The following is a 22,418-nucleotide window of genomic DNA, read 5'->3' on the forward strand; positions in this document are numbered from 1 at the left end:
TTATTTTTTTATTTTAAAAATATTATTTAACACTTGTAAATATTTATCTGTAATGCTGATAATGATAAAACTAAAAGATAATGCAATTGTTAATGAATATATATACCAATCATACATTACTCCGTGACCAATTATGTGTTGGTACGCTAAAATATACCATGATGAATAGGCTGCGAAGCCATATACAGTAATTATTTTAAATTTATTATTATTTTTATTTGTTAAGTAAAAGAATATCAATGCAAGCATTATTACCCATTTTTGTATTCTTAGTTTATAAAATGAAAATGCTGTGCTTTGAAAAATCCCAAGCATATGATTATAGAATCCTTTGCTAAATGGACTTGCAACATGCTCTGTTGACATTGTCCGCAACTTAAGACTCCCAAAAGCTTGTTCTGCACTTTGTCTTAACGATGAAAAATGTACCGGATGAAAGTAATAGACTAAGAAGATATGAGTAATTACAATTGCAAAAAATGCTAATATTATTGTCGCAAATATTTTTATACTTATTATTATATTTTTATTTCCGTTTGTATCATTTATTAAAAAAGGTATTAAGCAAGTTAGTAATGTATATACTGTTGCAAATTCATATCCCCTTAAGAAGTATAGGCAGGATAGCCAAAAGATAATCCTATATGAGATTTTTCTATTTATCAAGGAGTACATTGCATAAGCAGGGCATATCAATACAATTGAAGATATGAAATACAAGTTTTGGGCGTAGTATATGAAACCTACATTCGTTCCAATTATCAATGGAATTAATATATTTGGTTTTATATTGTTTGAAATGCAATACCCATAAAATATATAGCAAATTAGGGCGGAGAAACAGATTAGATTAATTAATCTAAAGTAATGAAATAATTCATCTAGGCTTCTCTCATTCTTTAGTTCTAGTATTTCTGCAATGATAGTAAATGGTATAGTCTGCAACATCATATTATGTTCAATAACCGCAGAACTTTCATCGCGGTATTTGTAATCATAGTCTGGATAGCTTTTATCTTCTGGCGTAACTTTCCAGTATCCGCTGGATAGATATGCGAATAAATTTCTCTTGTCTGGCTCTAATATATTTCTCTTTACTGAATTCCTAACAATTTGCTCTGAAAATGAGTCTATCTTATCTTGGTATTTACCATTTCCATCGCCATAACTAAATTTTAAATTTGATGTATCTAGAAGCATTAGAAATACAGTAAGTAGAGATAAAATCAAATAGCGATACATGCTATGATTGTGAGGTTTTTTTATTTCTAGGCTCATTTTATGATTTATGTTATTGGCGGTAGTGGTTTTATTGGTACTCATCTTTGCAGTATTTTATTTAAAAATTCTAAAGAATTTAAAATATTAGATAAAGTCTTTTCACAAAATTTTTCCCACAGTTATGTTCATGCTGATGTGACAAAAGAACTATTTAATAAAGATCAGGCTGAAAACGTTACTTCTATAATTAACTTGGCAGCAGAACATCGCGATGATGTCACGCCCACATCATCTTACTACACTGTGAATGTGGACGGCGCTATTAATGTTTGTAATTTTGCATCTCGAAACAATATTAATAGAATTATTTTTACAAGTTCAGTTGCTGTATACGGTCTCGGTACTAAAGAGGCCAGTGAGTCCTCTTTTTTAAATCCATTTAACGATTATGGTAAGAGCAAATTGTTGGCCGAGAAAGTATATATTCAATGGCAAGAAGAGGATCCCGGGAGGAGAAGTTTAGTAATAATTAGGCCAACTGTTGTATTTGGTGAAGGCAACAGGGGTAATGTATACAACCTTTTCTCATTTATTGCTGGCAATAAATTTATTATGATCGGCAAGGGTTCTAACTTTAAATCAATGGCATATGTTGGTAATTTGGCTGCTTTTCTTGATTATTCATTAGATTTCTTGCCTGGCATACATATATATAATTATATTGATAAGCCCGATTTATGTATAAAAGATTTGATTTTTACAGTTAGAAAGACTCTTGGTTTTAATAAACCTATTAATTTTTATTTGCCGTATTTTCTTGCTTTGATAATTGGATATTTATTTGATATTGCCTCCTTCATTCTCAAAAAGAAATTCACAATATCATCAGTTCGAATTAAAAAATTCTGTGCTAATTCAACCTTTAACTCGTCAGTCAATGGCACTGGATTTCTACCGCCATTTGATATTCATCAGGCTATAGAAAGGACAATAGATCACGAGTTTCATCCAAGATCTTAATTTACTGCCTGAAAAAAAATATCCACTTTGGCACTTTGAATAACACCATTCTTCTATAAAGCCAGATATACAAAATTATAAATATTAGTAAAAATGAGATCATGATAATATCTGACTGATAGAATAATATTGTGGGGATAATGCATATACTTGTTAGCGCCCATAAATATGGGGTCGATTTTGCATTTCTTATGCTTACATCTTCTATTATGTCTGCATTATATTTTCTGACAACTCTTTTAAATATAAGCGTGTGGAAATGAAGCCCGTCAGGAGATCCTGGGCTAATTCCGCGCAATATTCTTCTTCTGTAAATTGAAAAAATAGTTTCAACAATCGGATATCCATTAAGTAATAGTGCAAACCATGGGGAAACATTTGTGTTTCTTGTTGTTAAAGCTATGGATAGAATTGATACTAAAAATCCTATTAGATAGGATCCACTATCACCAAGAAACAATAGTCCTTTAGGATAGTTCCATACTATAAATCCAAATATTGAAAATATTATTAAGCTGGTCATGCCAGTTATTTGTGGATCGGACTCCCTTACGCTTATATAAAGTATGGCTGATAGGGATAACATTCCCACCATACTTGCCAATCCGTTTAATCCATCTATTATATTGTATGAGTTTGTTAGGCCAACAATAGCGAAGACCGTAAATAATACAGATAGGAATTGAATTGCAAGTAGTTCATTTATTACAGGGATATTAATTCGTTGGATCGTTCCACAATATAAAAAAATTATTAATAGAGCTGAAATGATTGTAAATATTAACCTTATTCGTATAGATACTTTTTTGCTTATATCTTCTAAAAGGCCTATGCTAAACGTTGGTAATGCACATAAAACTATTATTTGAGGGATGTCTAAATCCTGTAATTTAAATAATTTGTTAGCAGCATAGGATAAATATATGCCCATCATGATTGCTAGACCACCAATTCTTGGAATTATTTCTTTGTGGATTTTTTGGGGGCCAGAAAACTCGAAGTCACCTGAAATATGCTGGTGTAGATACTGAAATTTTATAATAAAGTAGCATGTTGTAAACGAAATTAAAAAACTTAAGGCATATATCATTTTAAACCTTTGCTTTGATTGATACTACTCATCCTCAATGATTTAATAATCGGAATAAAAGTAAAAAGTAGGCTAAATATTGCCATTAAACTCATCTTGTAACTTGTAACTTCTTTTTTATCAGTTTTTGTTTTTTTAATTTTATCGAACATGGCCGTATCATAAGCAGTTAATTTGGCCTCTTCCAACATTATTTTTTGCTTATAATTTAGTTTTTCATTATCAAGCTCACTAAGCCTCTGACTCCATTTAATGGAGTTATTTTTATTCAGCTTCTTAGTTGATTCATATCTCAACATTGAATTATCTAGCAGCTCTTTATTTATTTGTATCAATTTTTTTGATTCTTCAAATATTTTGTATTGCTCGCTATTGAGGAATTTTATTATTGATTTTGAAATATTTTCTGCAAAATAATCAGACTCACTCTCCACAGTGGATTTTACTTTGAAACTAAAGTTGTATCCATTTGGATCCAATATTATTGAATTTAAAGCATTGTCTATAATTAATGAGTTATTTTCTTTTGATAAATCTTTGAAAATTTCCTTAATTGCATTTTTAGTTGTATCTCTTCTAAGTAAATCTTCGGTCAATATTTTTCCGTCATAAATTGGAATACCTCTAATTTTCCCTATGCTAATTTTAATTGTAGTTGTGTATTTTTTTGGAAAAAATTGAGCATATAAAAAACCTGCAAATGATCCTGCAATTGCCCATATCATTATTTTTAAAAGAAATCTGGTAACTTTAATTTTCATAACTTAACGATTTTTTGTTTCCAAGCTGGAAAAATAATCCGTTTATCAATTTTCATTGTAACTCCCCTGGATCTTATTGATACTCTATTTTTTTAAGCATTAATTAGTTTTTATAATTTCTCTGTGAATGATTGGTTTTCTAGTTTTTAATTTGTATTTATTATGGGACCAAGCTCAAAAACAAAAATTCAAAGAAAATAATGAGGTGTACTACACCTTGTAGCAATGTTGTTTTGCCAATTGCCAAAGTAATTGCCCCAATAAAGAAGCTCAGGTACATCAGGGTAATATTGAGCGTGCTAATTCCTAGGCTGAGCGGTAGGTTAAAAAAGATGGCAATCGCTGCCACCGTCGGGATGGTGAGACCAATACTCGCTAGGGCTGAGCCTAGGGCTAAGTTCAAACTACCTTGCAATCGATTGGCTCTAGCTGCTCTGACTGCGGCATAGCCTTCAGGCATCAGTACCAGCAGGGCAATGGCGATACCCACTACAGTCTTCGGTGCACCTGCTGATTTCACCCCCGCCTCAATTGCTGGGCTTAATGCTTCAGCGAGGCCAACGACAACGATGAGTGAGAGTAAAAGTAGAAAAATACTCACAGTAACTTTGAGATTACTCGGTTCATCCGCATGGATATCACTATCGGTTTTCTTATCCTCGGCTTTAGGGAGGTAGTAATCACGATGACTAACTGTTTGGAAAAAGATAAAAGCGCCATATAGAGCAAAAGAAGCGATGCCTGCAAAGGCAAGTTGGCTCTTGGTAAAGTCTGGTCCTGGAGTGCTGACTGTCACCATCGGCATCACTAGAATAAAGGTCGCTAAAGCAGTCAGAACCGCTAGGGCGGAATTGGTGCCCTCATTACGAAAAGACATCTCATGATGTTTAAAGCCACCCATAAAGATACAGAGTCCAATAACGCCATTGACAACAATCATGACCGTGGCAAAAACGGCATCACGGGCGATAAATTCAGAGCCCTCATGCCCAGCAAACATCATGGCGATGATGAGAGAAACCTCAATAATTGTGATGCTAATCGAGAGTACTAGAGTTCCATAAGGCTCACCCGTTTTATGGGCAATCACTTCCGCATGATGCACTGCGGACATTACCGCCCCAATCAGGACAACACCCATAAGAGCAATGAACCAGGTTTGGCTTAGTAGAGTGACTAAAGAGTGCATGAGTAAGATCTTTTAGTAAAAAAGTGAATTGCTCGTTAATATAGGGTGATTCTGGATAAGCAGAAGCAATTAGCCCATTTTAAAGTGATTTAATTGCCCCAACCTCTATAAAGATGCATATGAAAGCTCTGATTCTATTTGGCCATGGCGCCCGTGATGCCCGCTGGCGTGAGCCCTTTGACCGCTTAGCCTCCTTGTGGAAAGCCCAGCATGCCGATACTTTGGTGGAGTTAGCCTTCTTAGAGCTAATGCAGCCTAGTCTTGAAGAGGCTATTACATCTTTAGGTGCTACTGGAGCAACGGAGGTGGTTGTGGTGCCAGTCTTTTTTGGCCAAGGCGGTCATTTGCGGAATGACTTCCCGGTATTGCTTTCAGCTTGTCAGGAAAAATTTCCCGGGGTGGTTTTAAGCGCTACGCCTGCTGTCGGTGAGGATGAGGCCGTCTTGCAAGCTATTGTGGATTTCAGCGCTAGAGCTCTTTAAGCTTTCTGCTTGTTTGTTAGTTTCCTCTTTGTTAACTTCATGACTTGTTTGCTGCTTTTCTCTCAAAGTTTCGCCAACCATAATCAGCGCAGGTGAAGCGCTATCAAACCAATCATTTGCTTTGCCTTGGGCTAACTCACCTAAAGTGCTAGACCAGTGACGTTCATTCTTGGTGCTCACTGCCTCTAGGATGTGTACAGGGGTTTTTGCTGAATGATTCTGTTTGCCATCGATTAACAGTTTGGCAATATTACTGGCATCTTTGCGCCCCATGTAATACACCAAGGTATCGGCTTGTGGGTTTTGAATTGGCTGTTGCTGATCTTCATCATTAGAAAGATTTTCAGTGCCTTGTGCCAAAGTAACAAAAGCCACACTTCTGCTGACACCTCGCAGAGTCAGTGATTGCTGAATAGCTGCTGCACCTGCTAATGCTGCTGTGATACCAGGCACAACTTCCACTTCAATCTGGTGCTCTTTAAGAGCTTGAATCTCTTCATCAGCACGACCAAACATCATAGGGTCGCCACCTTTTAGGCGAACAATGATTTGATGTTTCTGCGCCGCATCGATTAATCTTTTATTGATAAACAGTTGTGCTGAAGAAAGCTTGCCGCAACGCTTACCAACAGGCTCATTAATGGCTTGTGGGCAGAGCTCTAGCATTGCTGGATCCACTAAAGCATCATGAAAAACAATATCTGCCTTTGCCAGAAGATTAGCGCCGCGCACGGTAATGAGGTCAGCGGCGCCAGGACCTGCGCCGACTAAATACACTTTACCGAGGGTAGTAGATGTCATGATGTTTTATCTATTGACCGATTAAGCCACAATGGTGGTGCGTTGATCACGCCAACTGTTTTGTGTGACTACTGAGAAGAGATCAAACTGCTTGAGAGCGATATCGGGATTTTGATCGGGACGCAGCTCAAAAGCATCAAAGCCTACCCGTGCACCTTGCAAGAGTTGGTCAATCAAGACGTCACCAATTGCACGAACCTCACCTTGCCATTCAAAGCGATCTCTCAGGAGGGCTGCAGTGCTAAAGCTTCTCCCATCTCTAAAAATAGGGAAGTGCGCGCCAACCACTGGCCATAGGGGCTTACCAGCCTCAATGATGTCAGCATGCTTGAGGATGTCGTCATCCGCAGCAAACCAAACACCAATCTCACCCTTGCTGGCTTTGTCTATTACGTCCGCATTCTGATGATGGGCGGGGTTGTGTATGCGCCACCAATGAAACGGTACCAAGACTTTATGAAAGCCATGCTCTAAATCAGGGATTCCACCTTCATCGCGCTCGCCATCCCAGACCTGCCATTCATTGGCGATGAGGGTGGGCTTGCCATCTTTTGGAAAAGAAATAATTTGCTTGTTCATAGTTTTTCCAGGATTAGGCTGTCGCCCCTTTGGAGTGCTTAGCATCATTTTTATTTAATGCGTTCTTATATGCGGCCTCTTTGAAAGGTGTTACACCTAGACGGCGGTAAGTATCGATAAAGGGTTCATCACCTGTACGTTGCTCTACGTAGGTATTGATGAGGCTCGTCATCACATCCGGAATCTCATTAGCGTAGAAAGAAGGCCCAATCACCTTGCCAATAGAGGCATCATTACCTTGCTCGCCACCTAAGGTAATTTGATACCACTCTTCACCATCTTTATCCACGCCTAGTACGCCAATATTGCCGACGTGATGGTGGCCGCAAGAGTTAATGCAGCCTGAGATATTTAAAGTGATATCACCTAAGTCATGTAGGTAATCCAAATCATCAAAACGCTCTTGAATGGCTTTTGCAATCGGCAATGATTTGGCATTGGCTAGTGAGCAGAAGTCGCCACCAGGGCAGGCAATGATATCTGTGAGCAAGCCAATATTAGGCAGCACTAAATTATAGTTTTTAGCAGCGCGCCAAAGATTTAATAACTCTGCTTGTTCAATATCAGCTAGGACTAAGTTTTGCTCATGGGTTACACGCAGTTCGCCAAAGCTATAGTGACCTGCTAAATCCGCAATGGCGTTCATCTGAGCGCTAGTCGCATCACCAGGAGCAGCAGTACCATGGGGTTTTAGCGACAGAATAACGCAAGCATAGCCAGGCACTTGGTGTGGCTTTACGTTGCGTTCCAACCAGCGAGTAAATGCAATCTTCTCATTAGCATCTAGTTTAGATTCAGCATGAGACAGCAATTGCTCATCGCTTAATGCTGGAAGAGTTTTGTAGCTTGGCTTGGTAAAGTGCTTAGCGACGCGCTCCCACTCAGCTTGCGTAAAGTTATCTTTACTCTGCTTGGTATCGTTATGCAGCTGAACCCATTCACCTTCTACTTGGCGTGCGAATTCTTCTGGGCCTAAGGCTTTTACTAGGATCTTGATACGAGCTTTATAGAGGTTGTCTCTTCTGCCAAAGCGGTTATATACGCGCAGCAGTGCAGTTAAGTAACTTGGCAGTACTTGCCATGGCACATCTTTTTTAATCAAGGAACCCAGAATCGGTGTGCGACCCATACCACCACCAGCGTAGATGTTTGCTGTCAACTCACCATTGTTAATGTTGGGATTTTTCTGGAGCTCAATACCTACATCATGACAGAGCAAGACAGTGCGATCTTCTTTGGCGCCGTTAATAGCAAACTTGAACTTACGCGGCAAGTGTGCAAACTCGGGATGCAGAGTTGACCACTGACGGAGTAATTCACAGATAGGTCTTGGGTCGATATATTCATCGGCGGCAACACCAGCAAATGCATCGCTAGTAATGTTGCGAATACAGTTACCTGAAGTCTGAATGGCATGCATCTCGACTTTGGCTAGCTCTGCCAAGATGTTAGGAGTTTGCTCTAGCTCTACCCAGTTAAATTGAATATTTTGGCGGGTCGTAAAGTGACCATATCCGCGGTCATACTTATCGGCAATGAAGGCGAGGATGCGTAGTTGTTTAGCACTCAATAAACCATAGGGAATGGCGACACGCAGCATATAAGCATGGCGTTGGTGATACAGGCCGTTTTGCAAGCGCAAGGGGCGAAACTCTTCTTCAGCTAGGGTGCCGTTGAGGTGCCTCTCTACTTGGTCTCGAAATTGGGTAACTCGTTGATCTACAAGGGTTTGGTCAATTTGGTCATATTTATACATAGCCTTTCATTGTCTAGGGCTAACGATATAACTACAAATACTTTAATGTTGAATTGATATATCGTTTTTCGTATATTGATATCGACATTAGGGCGCTGAATATGGGCTAGCATGACACAATGCAATATGCCCCTTGGTCCCAAAAGAGGCTCAACTAAGCTCGGTTGACCCCTAAAAGAACTCCTTTTTTGGGGTTAGCACTCAAAAACTTCATGAGATGAGCTTGGTAAAAGAAATGACGTGTCTGTATGTCTAGATTAATTAAAAAATGCAATTAAAAAAAATTCTGATTACCTTTGTTGATAATTTCTTAATCCTAGATTATTTGGAAAAAGAGTTTAAAGCGCTTGGCATAGAGGTGGATATTTATGCCACTAACAATTCAGGGCATTGGTTACACAGATACGTTTTTAAAAAGATTAACAAATTAGCAAAGAGTCTTGGACTCATATCTAAAGATGCTGATCTATTTGAGTGGTCGCAATTCTCTTTTGAGAAGTACAGAGAGTATGAATTTGCGGATCGCATTCAGCAATTCAAACCTGATTTAATTTTATGTATACACGGCCATAAATTTGGGGAAACCGTTCTTAAGAAAACCCATATTCCCAAAATTGGATGGTGGGTAGAGCCCAATCCTAATATAGAAACACTGATTCGGTATGCAAGACTCTTTGATCTCTACCTCTCATACGATAGTGAAATTGTGGAGATGTTAAATAATCTCCATATTCGCTCGGAATACCAATCTCACGTAGCTTCATCATCAGATTTTTATCCAATTCCTGAGATGACAAAAGATATTGATGTTCTTTTCTACGGTTCTTGGAGCCCTTGGCGTGAAGAAGTTTTATTTGCAGCTTATCAGGCAACTAGCAATATTGCGCTGTTTGGAAGTGACTGGATAAAAAAATGCACCCTGTTTTCACATAAGGAATTAAAAAGCATTCTTTGGGGCAGGGAGATTGTTAGCGCCCAGCTAAATGAAGTTATTAGTAGATCTAAGGTCGTATTAGCTGCTCAGCGATTGAATAAAGCAACGACAGGTCTTGATACAAGAGCATTTGATGTACTGGCAAGCGGCGCCTTGCTCTTAACTGATGCGCCAAAAGACCTATTTAGACATTTTAAGGACCGCGAAGATTTGCTTGTATATAAGGACTCAGATGAGGTTCCAGGGCTGATTAAGGCTGTGCTTAAGGGCCAGATAGAGGCTGCTCAAATCAAAGGGGCTGGAAGAGAAAAGGTTATGCAGGGCCTCACCTATCAGGTTCTTTGTCAAAAAATCTCAAACGAATATTCTCATGGCTTCAATAAATAAATTTTATGCGGTTTATTAAGCTGTTAAGAATGGCAAACCTGTATCTAGTTTGCAGAGGAAATTCAATTAAAAATATCCTCTTTACAAACCTTTAAGTTTAATAGTGAGCAAAAGAGCGGTATATTGGCGCTAGCAGTTATAAAAAATATATTGGAGAACAAATGAAAAACCTAATCATAGCCAGCGCTGTCATTGGATTGCTGGCTACCCCATCTTTTGTTGGTGCGCAATCTAGCAAATCCCCATTACCACCCGCATCAGGCCAAGGCTTTACGCAGGAGGGTCTCAAGCGTATTGATACTTTCTTTGCAGGCCAGATTGCTAGCAATCAGATGCCGGGCGCTGTATTGGCAGTTTCCAAGAATGGCAAGTTGAGTATTTTTAAGCCCTATGGCTATCTCGATAAAGATGCCCAAAAACCCATGACTACAGATGCCATTTTTAATTTGGCATCGATGACTAAGGTAATGGCAACAGTAGGCGCCTTAACTTTTTATGAAGAAGGAAAGCTGCCTCTGAATGCACCTATTTCAGATTGGTTGCCCCAATTCAAAAATATGAAAGTCGGCCAGGTGGATGCAGATGGTAGGCTCACTACAAGTCCTGCAAAAAATCCCATCACCATACAAGATTTGATGCGCCACACCAATGGCCTTACATATGGTGGTCGTGGTGCAACCCCAATTCACCAGTTCTACCCTGCAGGCTCCGCTCCCGCTGCAATCAATCTCTCGACTGAAGAATTTATTGATAAGTTGGCTGCTGCACCATTGTTATATGAACCCGGCACTGTTTGGGATTATGGCTTTGGACTTGATGTGCTGGGCATCATTGAAGAGAAAATTGCAGGTAAGTCTCTTGGCGGTGTTTTGCAAGAGCGAGTGTGGAGCAAAGTAGGTATGCCAAATACATCCTTTCAGTTAGCTGAAAAAGATCGTCCGCGTTTAGCTCAACCATTGCCATTAGATCCCTTAACAGGAAAGCCGCAAAAGGTCGACATTCATACCAAGCCAGTGAAGTTTGATTGCGGCGGTTCATGCGCTTACTCAACAGCAGGCGATTATTTGCGCTTTGGTCAAATGTTGCTCAATGGTGGCAGCATTGATGGTAAGCGTGTCTTGGGACCGCAAACTGTAGCATTCATGACGGCCAATCATTTAAATAAAGATATTAAAAATAATGTGAGCGGTACTGAGCCTGCTCGGGTTGGTTATGGCTTTGGTTTAGGGGTGGCCGTGAGAACAGAGCGAGGACTATCAGCTAACAACGGTAACGTTGGCGACTACTCTTGGAATGGCGCTTACGGCACCATCTTTTTTGTTGATCCAAAAGAGCAAATGGTCGTTGTCATGATGGGTGTTGCTCCAGGCGAGATCCGTAAGGTGCATCGTGAAAAGCTCAATGCATTAATTTATGGGGCGCTTGAGAAGTAAGTTAATACTAGTGATGGCTGATCACCAATAAAAAAAAGCCCCTCAGTTAAATATTATGTCTAACTGAGGGGCTTTTGATTTGCTTAGTTTGTATTACTGCAATATTTTGGGATAAGCCACTTATTAAGCTAGGCTCAGATTCTCCTTGGATAGCGGGAAGTTGCGCACCGGTCTGCCGATTGCTGCAGAAATTGCATTTGCTACAGCCGGGCCTACAACGCAAATGGTAGGTTCGCCAACGCCACCCCAAAAGTCATAGGTTGGAACTAGTACAGTTTCGATTCTAGGTGTGGAGCTCAATTTCAGCAGTGGATAGGTATCCAAGTTCTGTTGTTTGATGCGACCTTTTTCAACCGTAATTTCTGGAAGAAAGATCGCTCCAAGTGCCATTGCTACGGACCCTTCAATTTGCTCACGAGCTAAATACGGATTCACAATGTGACCGGCATCCAATGCAAACACCAAACGATTGACCTTAACCACATTGTTTTGGACGGTGACTTCAGCCACGCAAGCAGAATAGCTGGCATACCCCATAAATTGCGCCACGCCACGATAGGTTCCCGCTGGCAGAGATTTATCCCACTCGGCTTTTTTGGCCACTGCATTTAAAACACCCAAATGCTTAGGATGGTTCTGCATTAATGCGCGTCTAAATTGCACTGGATCTTTGCCTGCAGCCTTGGCGCATTCATCCATAAAGCATTCCATAAAAATACCATTTTGATTGGTATTCACGCCGCGCCAGGGACCGACTGGTATGTGCGTATTTTTCATCACATACTCAGTGAGTAGGCTTGGGAAGGTATAGCCTAATTGCGCATCTGGTCCCTTCTCGTAAAAACCTTGCAACTGACGCTCATCTTTACCATTTTTAATATTATGGGGTGCAGCTCTCGCATTAATAGACGGGCCTGAAACCTTAATATGCATGCCGGTGACGTTACCAGTCGAATCCAAACCTGCCGTCATTTTTGCCATCGCAATCGGATGGTAAAAATCCTGCGTCATATCTTCTTCACGACTCCAAATCACCTTCACTGGAACTCCAGGAAACTTCTGCGCTACTTTTGCTGCGTAAGTCGTAAAGTCTTGGGTTGATCCACGCCGACCTAAGCCACATCCTGAATCTAGTTTGTAGACTTCGCAATTGGCAAGTGGTAAACCGGTTGCCTCAGACAGGGCTGCATGAGATCCTTCGCCGTTTTGTGTAGGCACCCATGCCTCCGCGCGATCACCAGAAATCTTTACTGTCGCATTCATGGGCTCCATCGTGACGTGAGCTCTATATGGTGTGAAATAAATCGCCTCTACTTTTTTAGCGGAAGACTGAATGACTTCAGGAGCATCGCCAATCTTACGTTGCCAGAAATCACCTTGTTCATCCAAGCCATCTCGTAATGTTTTATTGATGCCATCTTGTGAGGTGTTGGCTGCCTTGCCTTCATCCCAAACAATCGGTAGGGCATTTAGTGCGGTATTAGCGTGCCACCAGGTATCTGCTACTACCGCTAGAGTGCTGTCATCAATTTTGACGATGCCTTTTACTCCGCGCAGATTGCTGATCTTGGCTTCGTCATAACTTACTAACTTGCCCCCAAATACAGGGCATGACTTGACTGATGCGCAAAGCATTCCAGGTAATTGCAGGTCGATACCATAAACCTTGCTACCGTTGACTTTATCAGCCGTATCCAATCGGGCATAAGGCTGGCCAGCAACCTTCCAAGTTCTTGGATCTTTTAGAGTAATTGATTTAGGATCAGGTGGAGTGAGGGTAGATGCTAGCTCGGCAACTTTGCCGTAGGTAGTCTTGCGACCTGTCGGAAGATGGGTAATGACACCTTTATCTACTTTTAATTCGCTAACAGGAACGTTCCACTGATTGGCGGCAGCTTGTACGAGCATGATGCGTGCTGCTGCTGCGCCTCGGCGCACATAATCTTCCGATATCCGAATACCACGACTGCCGCCAGTGCCATGCTCTCCCCATACGCGTTTACGAGCCAAACTCTGCCCAGGGGTTGCAGATTGAGTTTTTACTTTTCTCCAATTGCACTCTAGCTCCTCTGTGACCAGTTGAGCTAAGCCAGTGCGAGTGCCTTGCCCCATCTCGGAGCGAGCCACCCGAATGAACACCGTGTCATCCGGTTTAATGCTGACCCATGCATTGACCTCTGCATCGCCAAATCGGGTTGGGGTATTGGGGTCATAAGTAGCGCCAGCTTGAGCAAATGCCTCGGGTAGAGCGCCTACGCCCAGCATTAAACCTCCACCAACTAGAGTGCCTTTAATGATGAAGTCGCGACGTGAGCTATTAACTAATGGAGTGTCTAGTGTATTGAGTGTCATATCGATTCCCTTAGCCGCGTGTTGAAGGAGATGCGTCGTATTGAGCCAGTACTTCTGCCAATTTCTTCTGACCAGAGGCAACATGAATTCCGTCACGAATCTTTTGATAGGTGCCACAGCGACAGAGGTTGCCCATGGCACTATCTATGTCAGCATCAGTAGGTTTTGGAATTCTCTTTAATAGAGCAGCAGCAGCCATTACCTGTCCAGATTGGCAATAACCGCACTGAGGAACATCAAGAGCAATCCAGGCTTGCTGCACGGGATGCGTATTGTTTTTAGAAAGCGCCTCAATTGTTGTAATTTTGGCTGTACCTACTGCAGAGACTGGTAATGAGCAAGAGCGCACGGGTTCACCATTGAGATAAACCGTACAAGCGCCACACTGAGCCACACCACATCCATACTTCGTTCCGGTAAGGCCAACTACTTCACGAATGGCCCATAGCAAGGGCATGCTTGGCTCGACATCTATATTGTGAATCTTGCCATTAACTGATAGCTGCATAAGGATCTCCTCTACTGTTTTGAATCACTTTAAATGATTGTGGAGGATTTGGCATATCTGTAATTAGATAAGGCGCAATAAACCCTTTGGCAGCATCATCTTTTTAGTATTGATGAGTAAATACCCTAATTAATATTTACTTTTTATGACAATGGCCATCTTCGGGATTGCTGGGTCGCTACCAACCTTTTCTATTTCATGGTTTTTGTGGGCAACTAAAATTTAACTATCAACATTTTGTATGACTTTCATTAAAAGGAGAACGACATGACGTAACTATCAAAAAGGAGTTTGTTATGTCACGTACATTGAGAAGAAAAAATCAGCAACATGATTACGATTGGGTCTTAATTGACTGGAGATCTCGTATCCCAGGAGTGCAATATCCACGTCATGATTCAAGATCAGCTTTAGGACAAAAAGCGATTGCACGCTATCACTCTGACAGTACTATAACGATTGGCAGTACTGCGCCACGCTCATATCGCAAGGCATTTGACCATCGACTACGTACCCGGAATGACCGGCAAATGAGAAAGTGGCTCGAGGATCCGGAATTTGACCCAGTTTTTGATGCGTACCATCGGCATGATGCTAGTTACAGTTGGTGGTGATGATTTATTTAATGTTTCTTAAAGTTTACAAAATAGATAATTTGTATATAATGAGAAACATTATGAACAATTTATTCTTAACCCAGCAGCTTGATTTGGGTGCCAAAATTGCCTCCCAAAGGAAGTCATTGGGAGTACGCGCTCAGTCCGCAGCCAAGTCTGCTGGTATTTCACGGGTGACTTTGCACCGCATTGAAAAAGGTGAGACCTCAGTTAGCTTGGGGGCGTATTTGCAGGTGTGCCAGGCGCTTGGGCTCCATCTGGGAATCTTGACGGCAGATGAAGGACGGGCGACTCACAATCGACAGTCAACAAAGCCATTGACGCTTGAGGGTCCGCATATTCGTGTTGGCGACTACCCTCAGTTAACTACCCTGGCATGGCAATTAGATGTTGATGCACTACTTACTGATGAGGAGGTACGGGGTATCTACGAGCGCAATAAACGTTTTTTAGAAATTGAAAAATTGAATACTCATGAGCGAGCTTTAATGCAAAGGCTAATTCTAGAAAGAAATATGGAGAATCTATTTGTTTAAACGTGAGCATCATCAAAAAATTTCTGAGGTGCTTCAAAGACTGGATTCTCAAATCCTGAGGGACCATGAATGCTATTTTGGTGGAGGTACTGCAATTGCTCTGATGAATGGTGAATATCGAGAATCAGTTGATATTGATTTCTTAGTTTCAGACATACATAAATATAGATCTCTACGTGAATTGCTTACTGGGTCAAATGGAATTGCACCTATCACATTAAGTGGAAGGGAGCTAGTCTTAGCTCGTGAGATTCGTGCCGATCAATATGGGATTCGAACGATAATTCGAGCGGGTGATGCTCATATCAAGTTCGAAATTATTTCAGAGGGGCGAATTGTATTTGAGAAGCCTAAGAGTAAAGATCAAATACACGGTATTGCTACCTTATCGCGCTTAGATTTAATTGCGAGCAAGCTTTTAGCAAATGTAGATCGATGGAGCGATGACAGCGTGTTCAGTCGGGATGCCATTGATTTAGCGATGATGAGAATATCCAAAAAAGAATTACATCAAGCAGTTGAAAAATCACGAGAAGCTTATGGCGATAGTATTCTTGCCAGCTTACATAAATCAATAGATCGCTTATTGACCAAAGAGGGTTTGCTAGAGAGGTGCATGGCTGTAATGAAAATCTTCACACCCAAAGCACTTCTTTGGCAAAACCTAGAAGATTTGAAGTTACGAGCTGACAAGCAGGTTGGGGTCGGGTTAGCTCATATTGAGCTGATATCAGATGATAAAGTTAATGAATTCCTTGACAAGGACTTGCCTGAAATCAATCATGTCTTAGATCACCTTAAAGGCAAGTAAAGGCTTAAAACTGAACCTCTCTGTAATGCCGATACAGATTAGCAATCGAAGCGAAGCCTAGAACCACAATCAACACAGCAAATAAGTAATCTAGGGTGAGGTAAGTAAAGTTGCCGGTCTGAATGGCTACTGCAGCCGCAATAAAGGCCGCAATAGCTCCGAAGACTACGAGTTTGAAGTTAGGAATAAAAGCGCCAAGCGTAATGGCCACAAATAACAAAATCAGATCTGATACTAATTGATCTGCAGTCTGAAAAATTTGATTGGTGAGCTCAGGGTTGGTCATCTTTCCTAAGACTGCCAACATCAAAATGCTGGCAAGTACCGCAAAGTTCAGTTTCGCTTTATAGAAAAGAGTTTTGAATTGATCATTCACAGCAGGTAGTCTTTGTTGGTGAGTTATTTAGGGATTAGCACTACCGCTAAACACAAGGCTGATACCAATCCACAAAAGAATAAAAGCAACCAAGATCGTGAGGCCGAGTTTCTTGAGAAAGTATTCAAGGGTATCCATATAAGCCTCATCATTGCGACCAAAGTATTGATCAAAGCGTTTCCATACCAAGCGACCTACCACCAGCGGAAGTAGCATGGCAACAATGCCGAGAATAATAGTAAGCGTGTTATCCATGGGGTTTGTATTCTTTCTTGCTGATGTCTATTGGGTGCCGATGAAGGCTGGATAGTCATATAGCATACAGGGATTGTCCGAGAGAATTCCTTTTCTCAGGCTTGGATCCCTTACCCAAGACCCAAATAGATCACAAAGATCGGCATCATGCGGCATTTGCTTTTTGACCATCACGTGGGGCCAATCACTACCCCAGATTAATCGCTTGCTGTTGGCCTCAATGACCTCATCATTGAATACTCGCATATCTGTATAGGGAAAGTCCCCATCACAAATACGGTAGGGACCAGTCATTTTGACCCAAGCCTTTTGCGCACGTAGTAGTTCTAGTAAGCCTTGAAAGCCGGGGTCATTCACACCATGTCTTGCGTGGGAATAGCCAAAGTGTCCAAATACCAAGTCCACTGGAAAGTTTGCAAATGTTTTGGCGAGATCGGGGTATTCATTGACGTGGGCGAGTAGCTCTAGGTGCCAGCCAAAAGGTTTAATACGTTTGGCGATGGCAGTTAATTCGTCAATCGGTAAACCCTTTGATTTATCGGCAACATCTACGACATTGCAACGAATGCCACGAACACCAGCATGATGCATAACCTCTAATTCTGCATCGGAGATTTTGGGATCAATGACTGCAACCCCACGAAATTTGTTGGGCTTGCTAGTGATTGCCGCGAGCATGGCTCGATTATCAGTGCCGTATACGCTGGGCTGAACTAAGACAGCGCGATCAACACCCAGCATATTCAATAAAGATTCGTATTGGGTCAGGGTAGCATCGGGCGGAGTGTAGATGCGCTCATCAGCATAAGGAAACGCCAGAGCTGGCCCGCATACATGGGCATGACAATCTACCGCCCCAGGGGGAAATTGAATCTTTGGAGATCGAATTTCTGAATCTGGGGCTTGGCAGAGTGGTGCAGCGTGAGTTGAGTTCAATTTACTGTGGATAAATTACTGAGGTTCGATGTTGGCATCTTTAGCAATCTTCTGATACTTCGCCATTTCTTCACGCACAAACTTACCGAACTCTTGTGGGCTCATGGGAGTTGCTTTAATACCTTTGGCTTCATAAGCGGTTTTCACTTCGGGAGATTGCATTGCCAAATTGATATCTTGATTAATCTTTTTCACAATTGCTGCTGGTGTACCAGCGGGTGCCCACACACCAAACCAAAGACCAATTTCAAAGTTGGCATAACCCAACTCAGCAATGCTCGGAATATCAGGTACGGCAGCATTACGCACTTTACTAGTTACACCAAGCGCTCTCACTTTGCCACCTTTGAGTTGTCCGATGGCGGTATCGAGTGGTGCCATATAAAAAGCGGTGCGTCCAGCCATCGTATCTTGAATAGCTTCTGGAGAGCCTTTGTAAGGAACGTGTATGAGCTTGATGCCCATCATTTGATTAAAGTATTCAGCGGCAAGGTGAGTTGAGCTACCAACACCTGCAGATGCAAAAGTAATCTCGCCAGGCTTTGACTTGGCCGCAATAACTAAATCACGAACGGATTGATAAGGACTATCTGCGGAGGTAATTAAGACATAAGGTGTTTGCCCAAGGATGTCGACATCCATTAGGCTTTTCAGTGGGTCGTAAGGCAGCTTTTTATAAATGGCTGGATTGGCCGCGTATGACGCTGATTGCACTAAAAGAGTGTAGCCATCTGGTTCAGCACTCACAACTGCACCAGTGCCGATTAAGCCACCAGCGCCAGGGCGATTTTCAATAATGACGGATTGTTTCCAAGTCTCAGAAAGGCTTTTAGCAACAATGCGACCGGCAATGTCAGCACCAGAACCAGCGGTCAGGGGCACAATCATCTTTACCGTGCGATTGGGGTAGCTTTGCGCGTTGGCGGCCGTAGCAATCAGGTTGAGGTTAAGCCCTAGGCCAATGAATAAGCTCAACATCAAGTTGCGCTTCAGTGAGCGAGGGGATTGCAATATCTTTTGCATCATGTCTCCTAAGTATTTTTATAGTTTCATTGGATAATCTACCATGCTCCTTTCAAGATCTCCATGATCAAGATGGGATATATAAAAATTGCTGAACCAGCTAGAAAGTAGAGACAAATGAGCCAAAAACTAGAAAAACAGATCATCAAGGTCAACGGGGTCGATATTGCCTATCGTTTTGATGGTCCTAGTGACGGCCATGTGGTGATGATGGCGAATAGCCTGATGTCAGATTGCAGTATGTGGGATTGGAATGTGCCTGCATTAAGCGATCGTTATCGAGTACTCCGTTTTGATAAGCGTGGGCATGGCGATTCTGAGACAACGCCAGCGCCCTACAGCATCACTCAATTGGCAGATGACGCAGTAGCATTAATGGATGCCCTGAAGATTGATAAAGTGCATTTCATTGGACTCTCAATGGGCGGCATGATTGGTCAGCAGCTAGGTGCCCGTTTTCCTGAGCGTGTTTATTCTCTATCCCTCTGTGACACAGCAAGTGAAATGCCCCCTCGTAGTTTGTGGGAAGAGCGTTTTGAGCTTGCGCGCAAAGAAGGTATTGCCGGTTTAGTGGATGGCACTATTAAGCGTTGGTTTACTGGCCCATTTATTGCGCGCGCACCTCAAGATATTGCCAAAGTGCGGGAGATGATATTGGGTACCGGGGTTGAGGGTTACCTAGGGTGTGCAAGTGCGGTTAGGGATATGGCGCAAACTACCATGCTCTTAAAAATCAAGGCCCCAACGTTGATTCTGACAGGGCGTCAGGATCCAGCCTGTACGGTAGATCAAGCAATTGTGCTCAATCGTATGATTGATGGCTCAAAGTTAGTCATATTGGAAGATGCAGCGCATCTTTCTAACATCGAGCAGCCCGAGGAATTTAATCGCACTGTCCGTGACTTTATTGATACAGTGGACAATACTTTGTAGGAATGTATTTAAACATTAAAGCGCTATGCCAATGAAAAAAACGGATCTCTATAAAAACCTCGCCCTGGCAACTGCGCAGCGCATGAAAAATGCCGCTAAGACGCCAAAGCCGGGTGCGGCAGAGGGCATTGCTAAAACCAAAAAAGAGCTTGCTAGTAGCAATCCTATGCTTGCCTCTTTGATGGGTAAGACTAAGTCAAAGTCGAAGTAGTACATAGCTTGATGGGTAAGGAGATATTGCTTTGAGAGTAGGGCTGTGCCAAAGCGCACTGGTCTTGGCTTTTATTACGCCATTAGCTCTGGCGCAAATTGCTCCCCCACCCAATTACGATCAAAAGTTAAGTGATGTGGTGGTCAATGCCACTCGCTCTGATACGCCCTTGGATCGGATGCCACTGAACACGACGATTTTGACCAAAGAGGTATTGGAGAGTTCCCCAGATCAAACCATCGATCAGGCACTTAAAAATGTGCCGGGTGTATTTCTGAATGATGTGCCTTACTATCAAAAGGATCCTACAGGGCAGAGTATTAATGTGCGCGGTTTGGGTTATGGGCGCACATTGGTATTGATCGATGGGCTGCCTGCAAACGATGCTTTTTATGGAACGGTGCAGTGGAATTTAGTTCCCATGTCCTCGATTGAGTCTGTTGAATTTATTCGTGGCGGTGTATCTAGCCTGTGGGGTAATTACGGCATGGGTGGCGTTATCAATATCAATACTAAGACACCCAAGAACAGTTCCCAGGATGTATCTGCTAGTTACGGGTCCTTTGGTACTGGCAATATTGCTGCCTCTAAGGACCTCATTGTTTCAGATGCAATGCAGATGCGGTTCTCAGCAGATTATTTTTCGAGTGAGGGTTTTCAAAACTACGCCACAATTTCTCCAGGGTCACCAAGCAATTTTAAAAATGGGATGGGTACGGATTCAGTCAAGAATTCGAATGTGCGTTTGCAGAATTATTTCAAGCCAACACAAGATACCAATGCCTTTTTGCGCATGGGCTACAGCACGATGTCCGATTTAAGTAATAACTATGCAATAGCGCCTAATTTAATTCAAATGGCGGATATTGCAGCGGGTTCAACAACGCAATTGGATGCGAACAAAAAGACTCAGGTCAACGTGTATTACCAGGCAACGAACTTTTATAAGCAGACTGCGAATAATTTAAGTGCTGCACCATTTAGGCCATACGTTAACGCAAACTATACGGATCCTTATTCTACTGTGGGTGCCTCAGCTCAGTACACTCATGATTTAAAGGTTGCAGGAATTGATCAATATATTATTGGTGTTGATGCGAGAAATATTTCTGCATCAAATCAAACAAATAGTTTATCTACAGCTGGCGCTGTGAGTTCTGTAAGTTATGCACAAGGGCAGCAAAATTTTTATGGCCTTTTAGGCCAGATTAAATCGAGCGCTAGCAGCATTCCTCTTGAAGCTACTATAGGTGCGCGTATTGATCAATGGAATAGCCAGACCCCAAGCTCATACAACGCTGGTGCAGGTGGTTCTAATCCCCAATATCAGGCAATTCCCAATCAAAGCAAAACCCAATTAAGCCCTTCATTGGGTTTGCTCTATAAGGCAAATAAAAACTGGGATTTGCGAAGTGCAGCCTATCAGGCTTTTCATGCGCCCAGTATGAATAACACCTTGCGTAGTTATGGGAATTCTATTAGTGGCTACTCTTTAGCAAACCCGAATTTAACTCCTGAGACGATGACAGGTTACGAGCTTGGAACGGACTACCGCTGGAAAAGTGGATTTGCTCAGTTAACAGCATTTAACAATTACATTCAAAATGCCATTACGAGCTACAAAATTACCACCGCAAATTGGGCGTTCGCGAACAGTCTGTGTGGAACATCAGGTCTGTCGGGCTGCTCTTCAACTAGCTTGACGCCTGGCTATACCAATGTGAGTTACTACACTAATCAGCAAAACTTGCTTAGTCGTGGAATTGAGCTGCAATACCATCATGATCTCAATGCGCAATGGGCATTGGATGGGGGCTACAGCTACACAAGCACAATTCTGACCTGGAGTGCCACTACAGATCCTATTAATACACAGGTAGGTGGCGTTCCTAAAAATATCGCGAATGCCGGAATTACTTACTACCCAATTCCTCAGGCAAGCTTAACTACTACAGTGCGTTATGTTGGTAATTCTTGGATGTCTACCGGCACTTTGCCAGTGCCCGCTTATGCAGTTGTTGGTTTAAAAGCTAACTACCAACTCACGCAACAAGCCTCCATCTTTGCCTCAGTAGTCAATTTATTTAACCGTCAATACGTGACCTTTAATATTGCCAGTCAGGCATCTGCTTATCAAGCGGGTATGCCACAGGCTATATCAGTTGGTGCGCGTATCAACTTTTAAGGGTCTGATGTAGGGCATAACC

At 42.0% G+C, this 22,418-nt stretch carries 23 protein-coding genes; 10 read left to right on the top strand and 13 right to left on the bottom strand.

Going from position 1 to position 22,418, the window contains the following annotated elements; translation table 11 throughout:
- Positions 1-1,323 (bottom strand): hypothetical protein, encoded by a 1,323-nt coding sequence (locus tag ICN27_RS01780; RefSeq protein ID WP_216268746.1) that lies wholly within the window; start codon positions 1,321-1,323, stop codon positions 1-3.
- Between ICN27_RS01780 and ICN27_RS01785 the strand changes: the two genes are divergently transcribed.
- Positions 1,282-2,241 carry an NAD(P)-dependent oxidoreductase gene (locus tag ICN27_RS01785; protein WP_216268747.1) on the top strand — a complete coding sequence of 320 codons (960 nt, stop codon included), beginning with the start codon at positions 1,282-1,284 and terminating at the stop codon, positions 2,239-2,241. The genes ICN27_RS01780 and ICN27_RS01785 overlap by 42 nt on opposite strands.
- Position 2,242: 1 nt before the next feature.
- On the opposite strand, the gene ICN27_RS01790 is transcribed toward ICN27_RS01785, so the two are convergent.
- The 3 genes from ICN27_RS01790 to ICN27_RS01800 all read right to left on the bottom strand — a co-directional run bounded on the left by ICN27_RS01790 (position 2,243) and on the right by ICN27_RS01800 (position 5,281).
- Positions 2,243-3,331 (bottom strand): glycosyltransferase family 4 protein, encoded by a 1,089-nt coding sequence (locus ICN27_RS01790; RefSeq protein WP_216268748.1) that lies wholly within the window; start codon positions 3,329-3,331, stop codon positions 2,243-2,245.
- Positions 3,328-4,092 (bottom strand): hypothetical protein, encoded by a 765-nt coding sequence (locus ICN27_RS01795; protein ID WP_216268749.1) that lies wholly within the window; start codon positions 4,090-4,092, stop codon positions 3,328-3,330. The genes ICN27_RS01790 and ICN27_RS01795 overlap by 4 nt, the downstream gene beginning before the upstream one ends.
- Positions 4,093-4,252: 160 nt before the next feature.
- Positions 4,253-5,281 carry a calcium:proton antiporter gene (locus ICN27_RS01800; protein ID WP_216268750.1) on the bottom strand — a complete coding sequence of 343 codons (1,029 nt, stop codon included), beginning with the start codon at positions 5,279-5,281 and terminating at the stop codon, positions 4,253-4,255.
- Positions 5,282-5,394: 113 nt separating this feature from the next.
- Between ICN27_RS01800 and ICN27_RS01805 the strand changes: the two genes are divergently transcribed.
- Positions 5,395-5,763, top strand: a complete 369-nt coding sequence (locus tag ICN27_RS01805; RefSeq protein WP_216268751.1) for a sirohydrochlorin chelatase — start codon at positions 5,395-5,397, stop codon at positions 5,761-5,763.
- On the opposite strand, the gene cobA is transcribed toward ICN27_RS01805, so the two are convergent.
- Genes cobA through ICN27_RS01820 form a run of 3 tightly spaced genes read right to left on the bottom strand, consistent with a single transcriptional unit; the run spans position 5,686 to position 8,899 of the window.
- A complete protein-coding gene (gene cobA, locus ICN27_RS01810; RefSeq protein WP_216268752.1) occupies positions 5,686-6,564 on the bottom strand; it encodes a uroporphyrinogen-III C-methyltransferase in 879 nt (292 codons plus the stop codon). The two genes, ICN27_RS01805 and cobA, sit on opposite strands and share 78 nt — an antisense overlap.
- Positions 6,565-6,585: 21 nt before the next feature.
- Positions 6,586-7,143, bottom strand: coding sequence for a DUF934 domain-containing protein (locus ICN27_RS01815; RefSeq protein ID WP_216268753.1), 558 nt, complete (start codon positions 7,141-7,143; stop codon positions 6,586-6,588).
- Positions 7,144-7,156: 13 nt separating this feature from the next.
- The gene (locus ICN27_RS01820; RefSeq protein ID WP_216268754.1) at positions 7,157-8,899 is read right to left on the bottom strand and encodes a nitrite/sulfite reductase; all 1,743 of its coding nucleotides are present in this window, start codon (positions 8,897-8,899) and stop codon (positions 7,157-7,159) included.
- A gap of 268 nt (positions 8,900-9,167) precedes the next feature.
- Between ICN27_RS01820 and ICN27_RS01825 the strand changes: the two genes are divergently transcribed.
- Both ICN27_RS01825 and ICN27_RS01830 read left to right on the top strand, forming a co-directional pair.
- Positions 9,168-10,220 carry a glycosyltransferase gene (locus tag ICN27_RS01825; RefSeq protein WP_216268755.1) on the top strand — a complete coding sequence of 351 codons (1,053 nt, stop codon included), beginning with the start codon at positions 9,168-9,170 and terminating at the stop codon, positions 10,218-10,220.
- A gap of 161 nt (positions 10,221-10,381) precedes the next feature.
- Positions 10,382-11,653, top strand: a complete 1,272-nt coding sequence (locus ICN27_RS01830; protein WP_216268756.1) for a serine hydrolase — start codon at positions 10,382-10,384, stop codon at positions 11,651-11,653.
- A gap of 123 nt (positions 11,654-11,776) precedes the next feature.
- On the opposite strand, the gene ICN27_RS01835 is transcribed toward ICN27_RS01830, so the two are convergent.
- Both ICN27_RS01835 and ICN27_RS01840 read right to left on the bottom strand, forming a co-directional pair.
- Entirely contained in the window at positions 11,777-14,005 is a 2,229-nt protein-coding gene (locus ICN27_RS01835; RefSeq protein WP_216268757.1) for a xanthine dehydrogenase family protein molybdopterin-binding subunit, read from the bottom strand.
- A 10-nt stretch (positions 14,006-14,015) separates the two neighbouring features.
- Entirely contained in the window at positions 14,016-14,513 is a 498-nt protein-coding gene (locus ICN27_RS01840) for a (2Fe-2S)-binding protein (RefSeq protein WP_216268758.1), read from the bottom strand.
- A gap of 296 nt (positions 14,514-14,809) precedes the next feature.
- Here ICN27_RS01840 and ICN27_RS01845 point away from each other — a divergent pair, with 296 nt between their 5' ends.
- The 3 genes from ICN27_RS01845 to ICN27_RS01855 all read left to right on the top strand — a co-directional run bounded on the left by ICN27_RS01845 (position 14,810) and on the right by ICN27_RS01855 (position 16,477).
- Positions 14,810-15,127, top strand: coding sequence for a hypothetical protein (locus ICN27_RS01845; RefSeq protein ID WP_216268759.1), 318 nt, complete (start codon positions 14,810-14,812; stop codon positions 15,125-15,127).
- A 62-nt stretch (positions 15,128-15,189) separates the two neighbouring features.
- Positions 15,190-15,666 (top strand): helix-turn-helix domain-containing protein, encoded by a 477-nt coding sequence (locus ICN27_RS01850; protein WP_216268760.1) that lies wholly within the window; start codon positions 15,190-15,192, stop codon positions 15,664-15,666.
- The gene (locus tag ICN27_RS01855) at positions 15,659-16,477 is read left to right on the top strand and encodes a nucleotidyl transferase AbiEii/AbiGii toxin family protein (RefSeq protein WP_216268761.1); all 819 of its coding nucleotides are present in this window, start codon (positions 15,659-15,661) and stop codon (positions 16,475-16,477) included. Before ICN27_RS01850 ends, ICN27_RS01855 begins: the two co-directional genes overlap by 8 nt.
- A 4-nt stretch (positions 16,478-16,481) precedes the next feature.
- On the opposite strand, the gene ICN27_RS01860 is transcribed toward ICN27_RS01855, so the two are convergent.
- Genes ICN27_RS01860 through ICN27_RS01875 form a run of 4 tightly spaced genes read right to left on the bottom strand, consistent with a single transcriptional unit; the run spans position 16,482 to position 19,070 of the window.
- The gene (locus tag ICN27_RS01860) at positions 16,482-16,853 is read right to left on the bottom strand and encodes a hypothetical protein (RefSeq protein WP_216268762.1); all 372 of its coding nucleotides are present in this window, start codon (positions 16,851-16,853) and stop codon (positions 16,482-16,484) included.
- 27 nt (positions 16,854-16,880) lie between these two features.
- Positions 16,881-17,108 carry a hypothetical protein gene (locus ICN27_RS01865; protein ID WP_216268763.1) on the bottom strand — a complete coding sequence of 76 codons (228 nt, stop codon included), beginning with the start codon at positions 17,106-17,108 and terminating at the stop codon, positions 16,881-16,883.
- A 27-nt stretch (positions 17,109-17,135) separates the two neighbouring features.
- Positions 17,136-18,044: an amidohydrolase family protein gene (locus ICN27_RS01870; RefSeq protein WP_216268764.1), complete on the bottom strand. Its 909-nt coding sequence runs from the start codon at positions 18,042-18,044 to the stop codon at positions 17,136-17,138.
- 15 nt (positions 18,045-18,059) lie between these two features.
- Positions 18,060-19,070: a tripartite tricarboxylate transporter substrate binding protein gene (locus ICN27_RS01875; protein ID WP_216268765.1), complete on the bottom strand. Its 1,011-nt coding sequence runs from the start codon at positions 19,068-19,070 to the stop codon at positions 18,060-18,062.
- Between the two features lie 114 nt (positions 19,071-19,184).
- Between ICN27_RS01875 and pcaD the strand changes: the two genes are divergently transcribed.
- The 3 genes from pcaD to ICN27_RS01890 all read left to right on the top strand — a co-directional run bounded on the left by pcaD (position 19,185) and on the right by ICN27_RS01890 (position 22,396).
- On the top strand, positions 19,185-20,000 hold the full coding sequence (gene pcaD, locus ICN27_RS01880) for a 3-oxoadipate enol-lactonase (protein WP_216268766.1): 816 nt from the start codon (positions 19,185-19,187) through the stop codon (positions 19,998-20,000).
- 25 nt (positions 20,001-20,025) lie between these two features.
- Positions 20,026-20,211, top strand: a complete 186-nt coding sequence (locus ICN27_RS01885) for a hypothetical protein (protein ID WP_216268767.1) — start codon at positions 20,026-20,028, stop codon at positions 20,209-20,211.
- A 64-nt stretch (positions 20,212-20,275) separates the two neighbouring features.
- Positions 20,276-22,396 (top strand): TonB-dependent receptor, encoded by a 2,121-nt coding sequence (locus tag ICN27_RS01890; protein WP_216268768.1) that lies wholly within the window; start codon positions 20,276-20,278, stop codon positions 22,394-22,396.
- Positions 22,397-22,418 lie beyond the last annotated feature (22 nt).

Source organism: Polynucleobacter sp. Nonnen-W13 (genome assembly GCF_018881735.1).
In the GTDB taxonomy this organism is placed as follows: Bacteria; Pseudomonadota; Gammaproteobacteria; order Burkholderiales; family Burkholderiaceae; genus Polynucleobacter.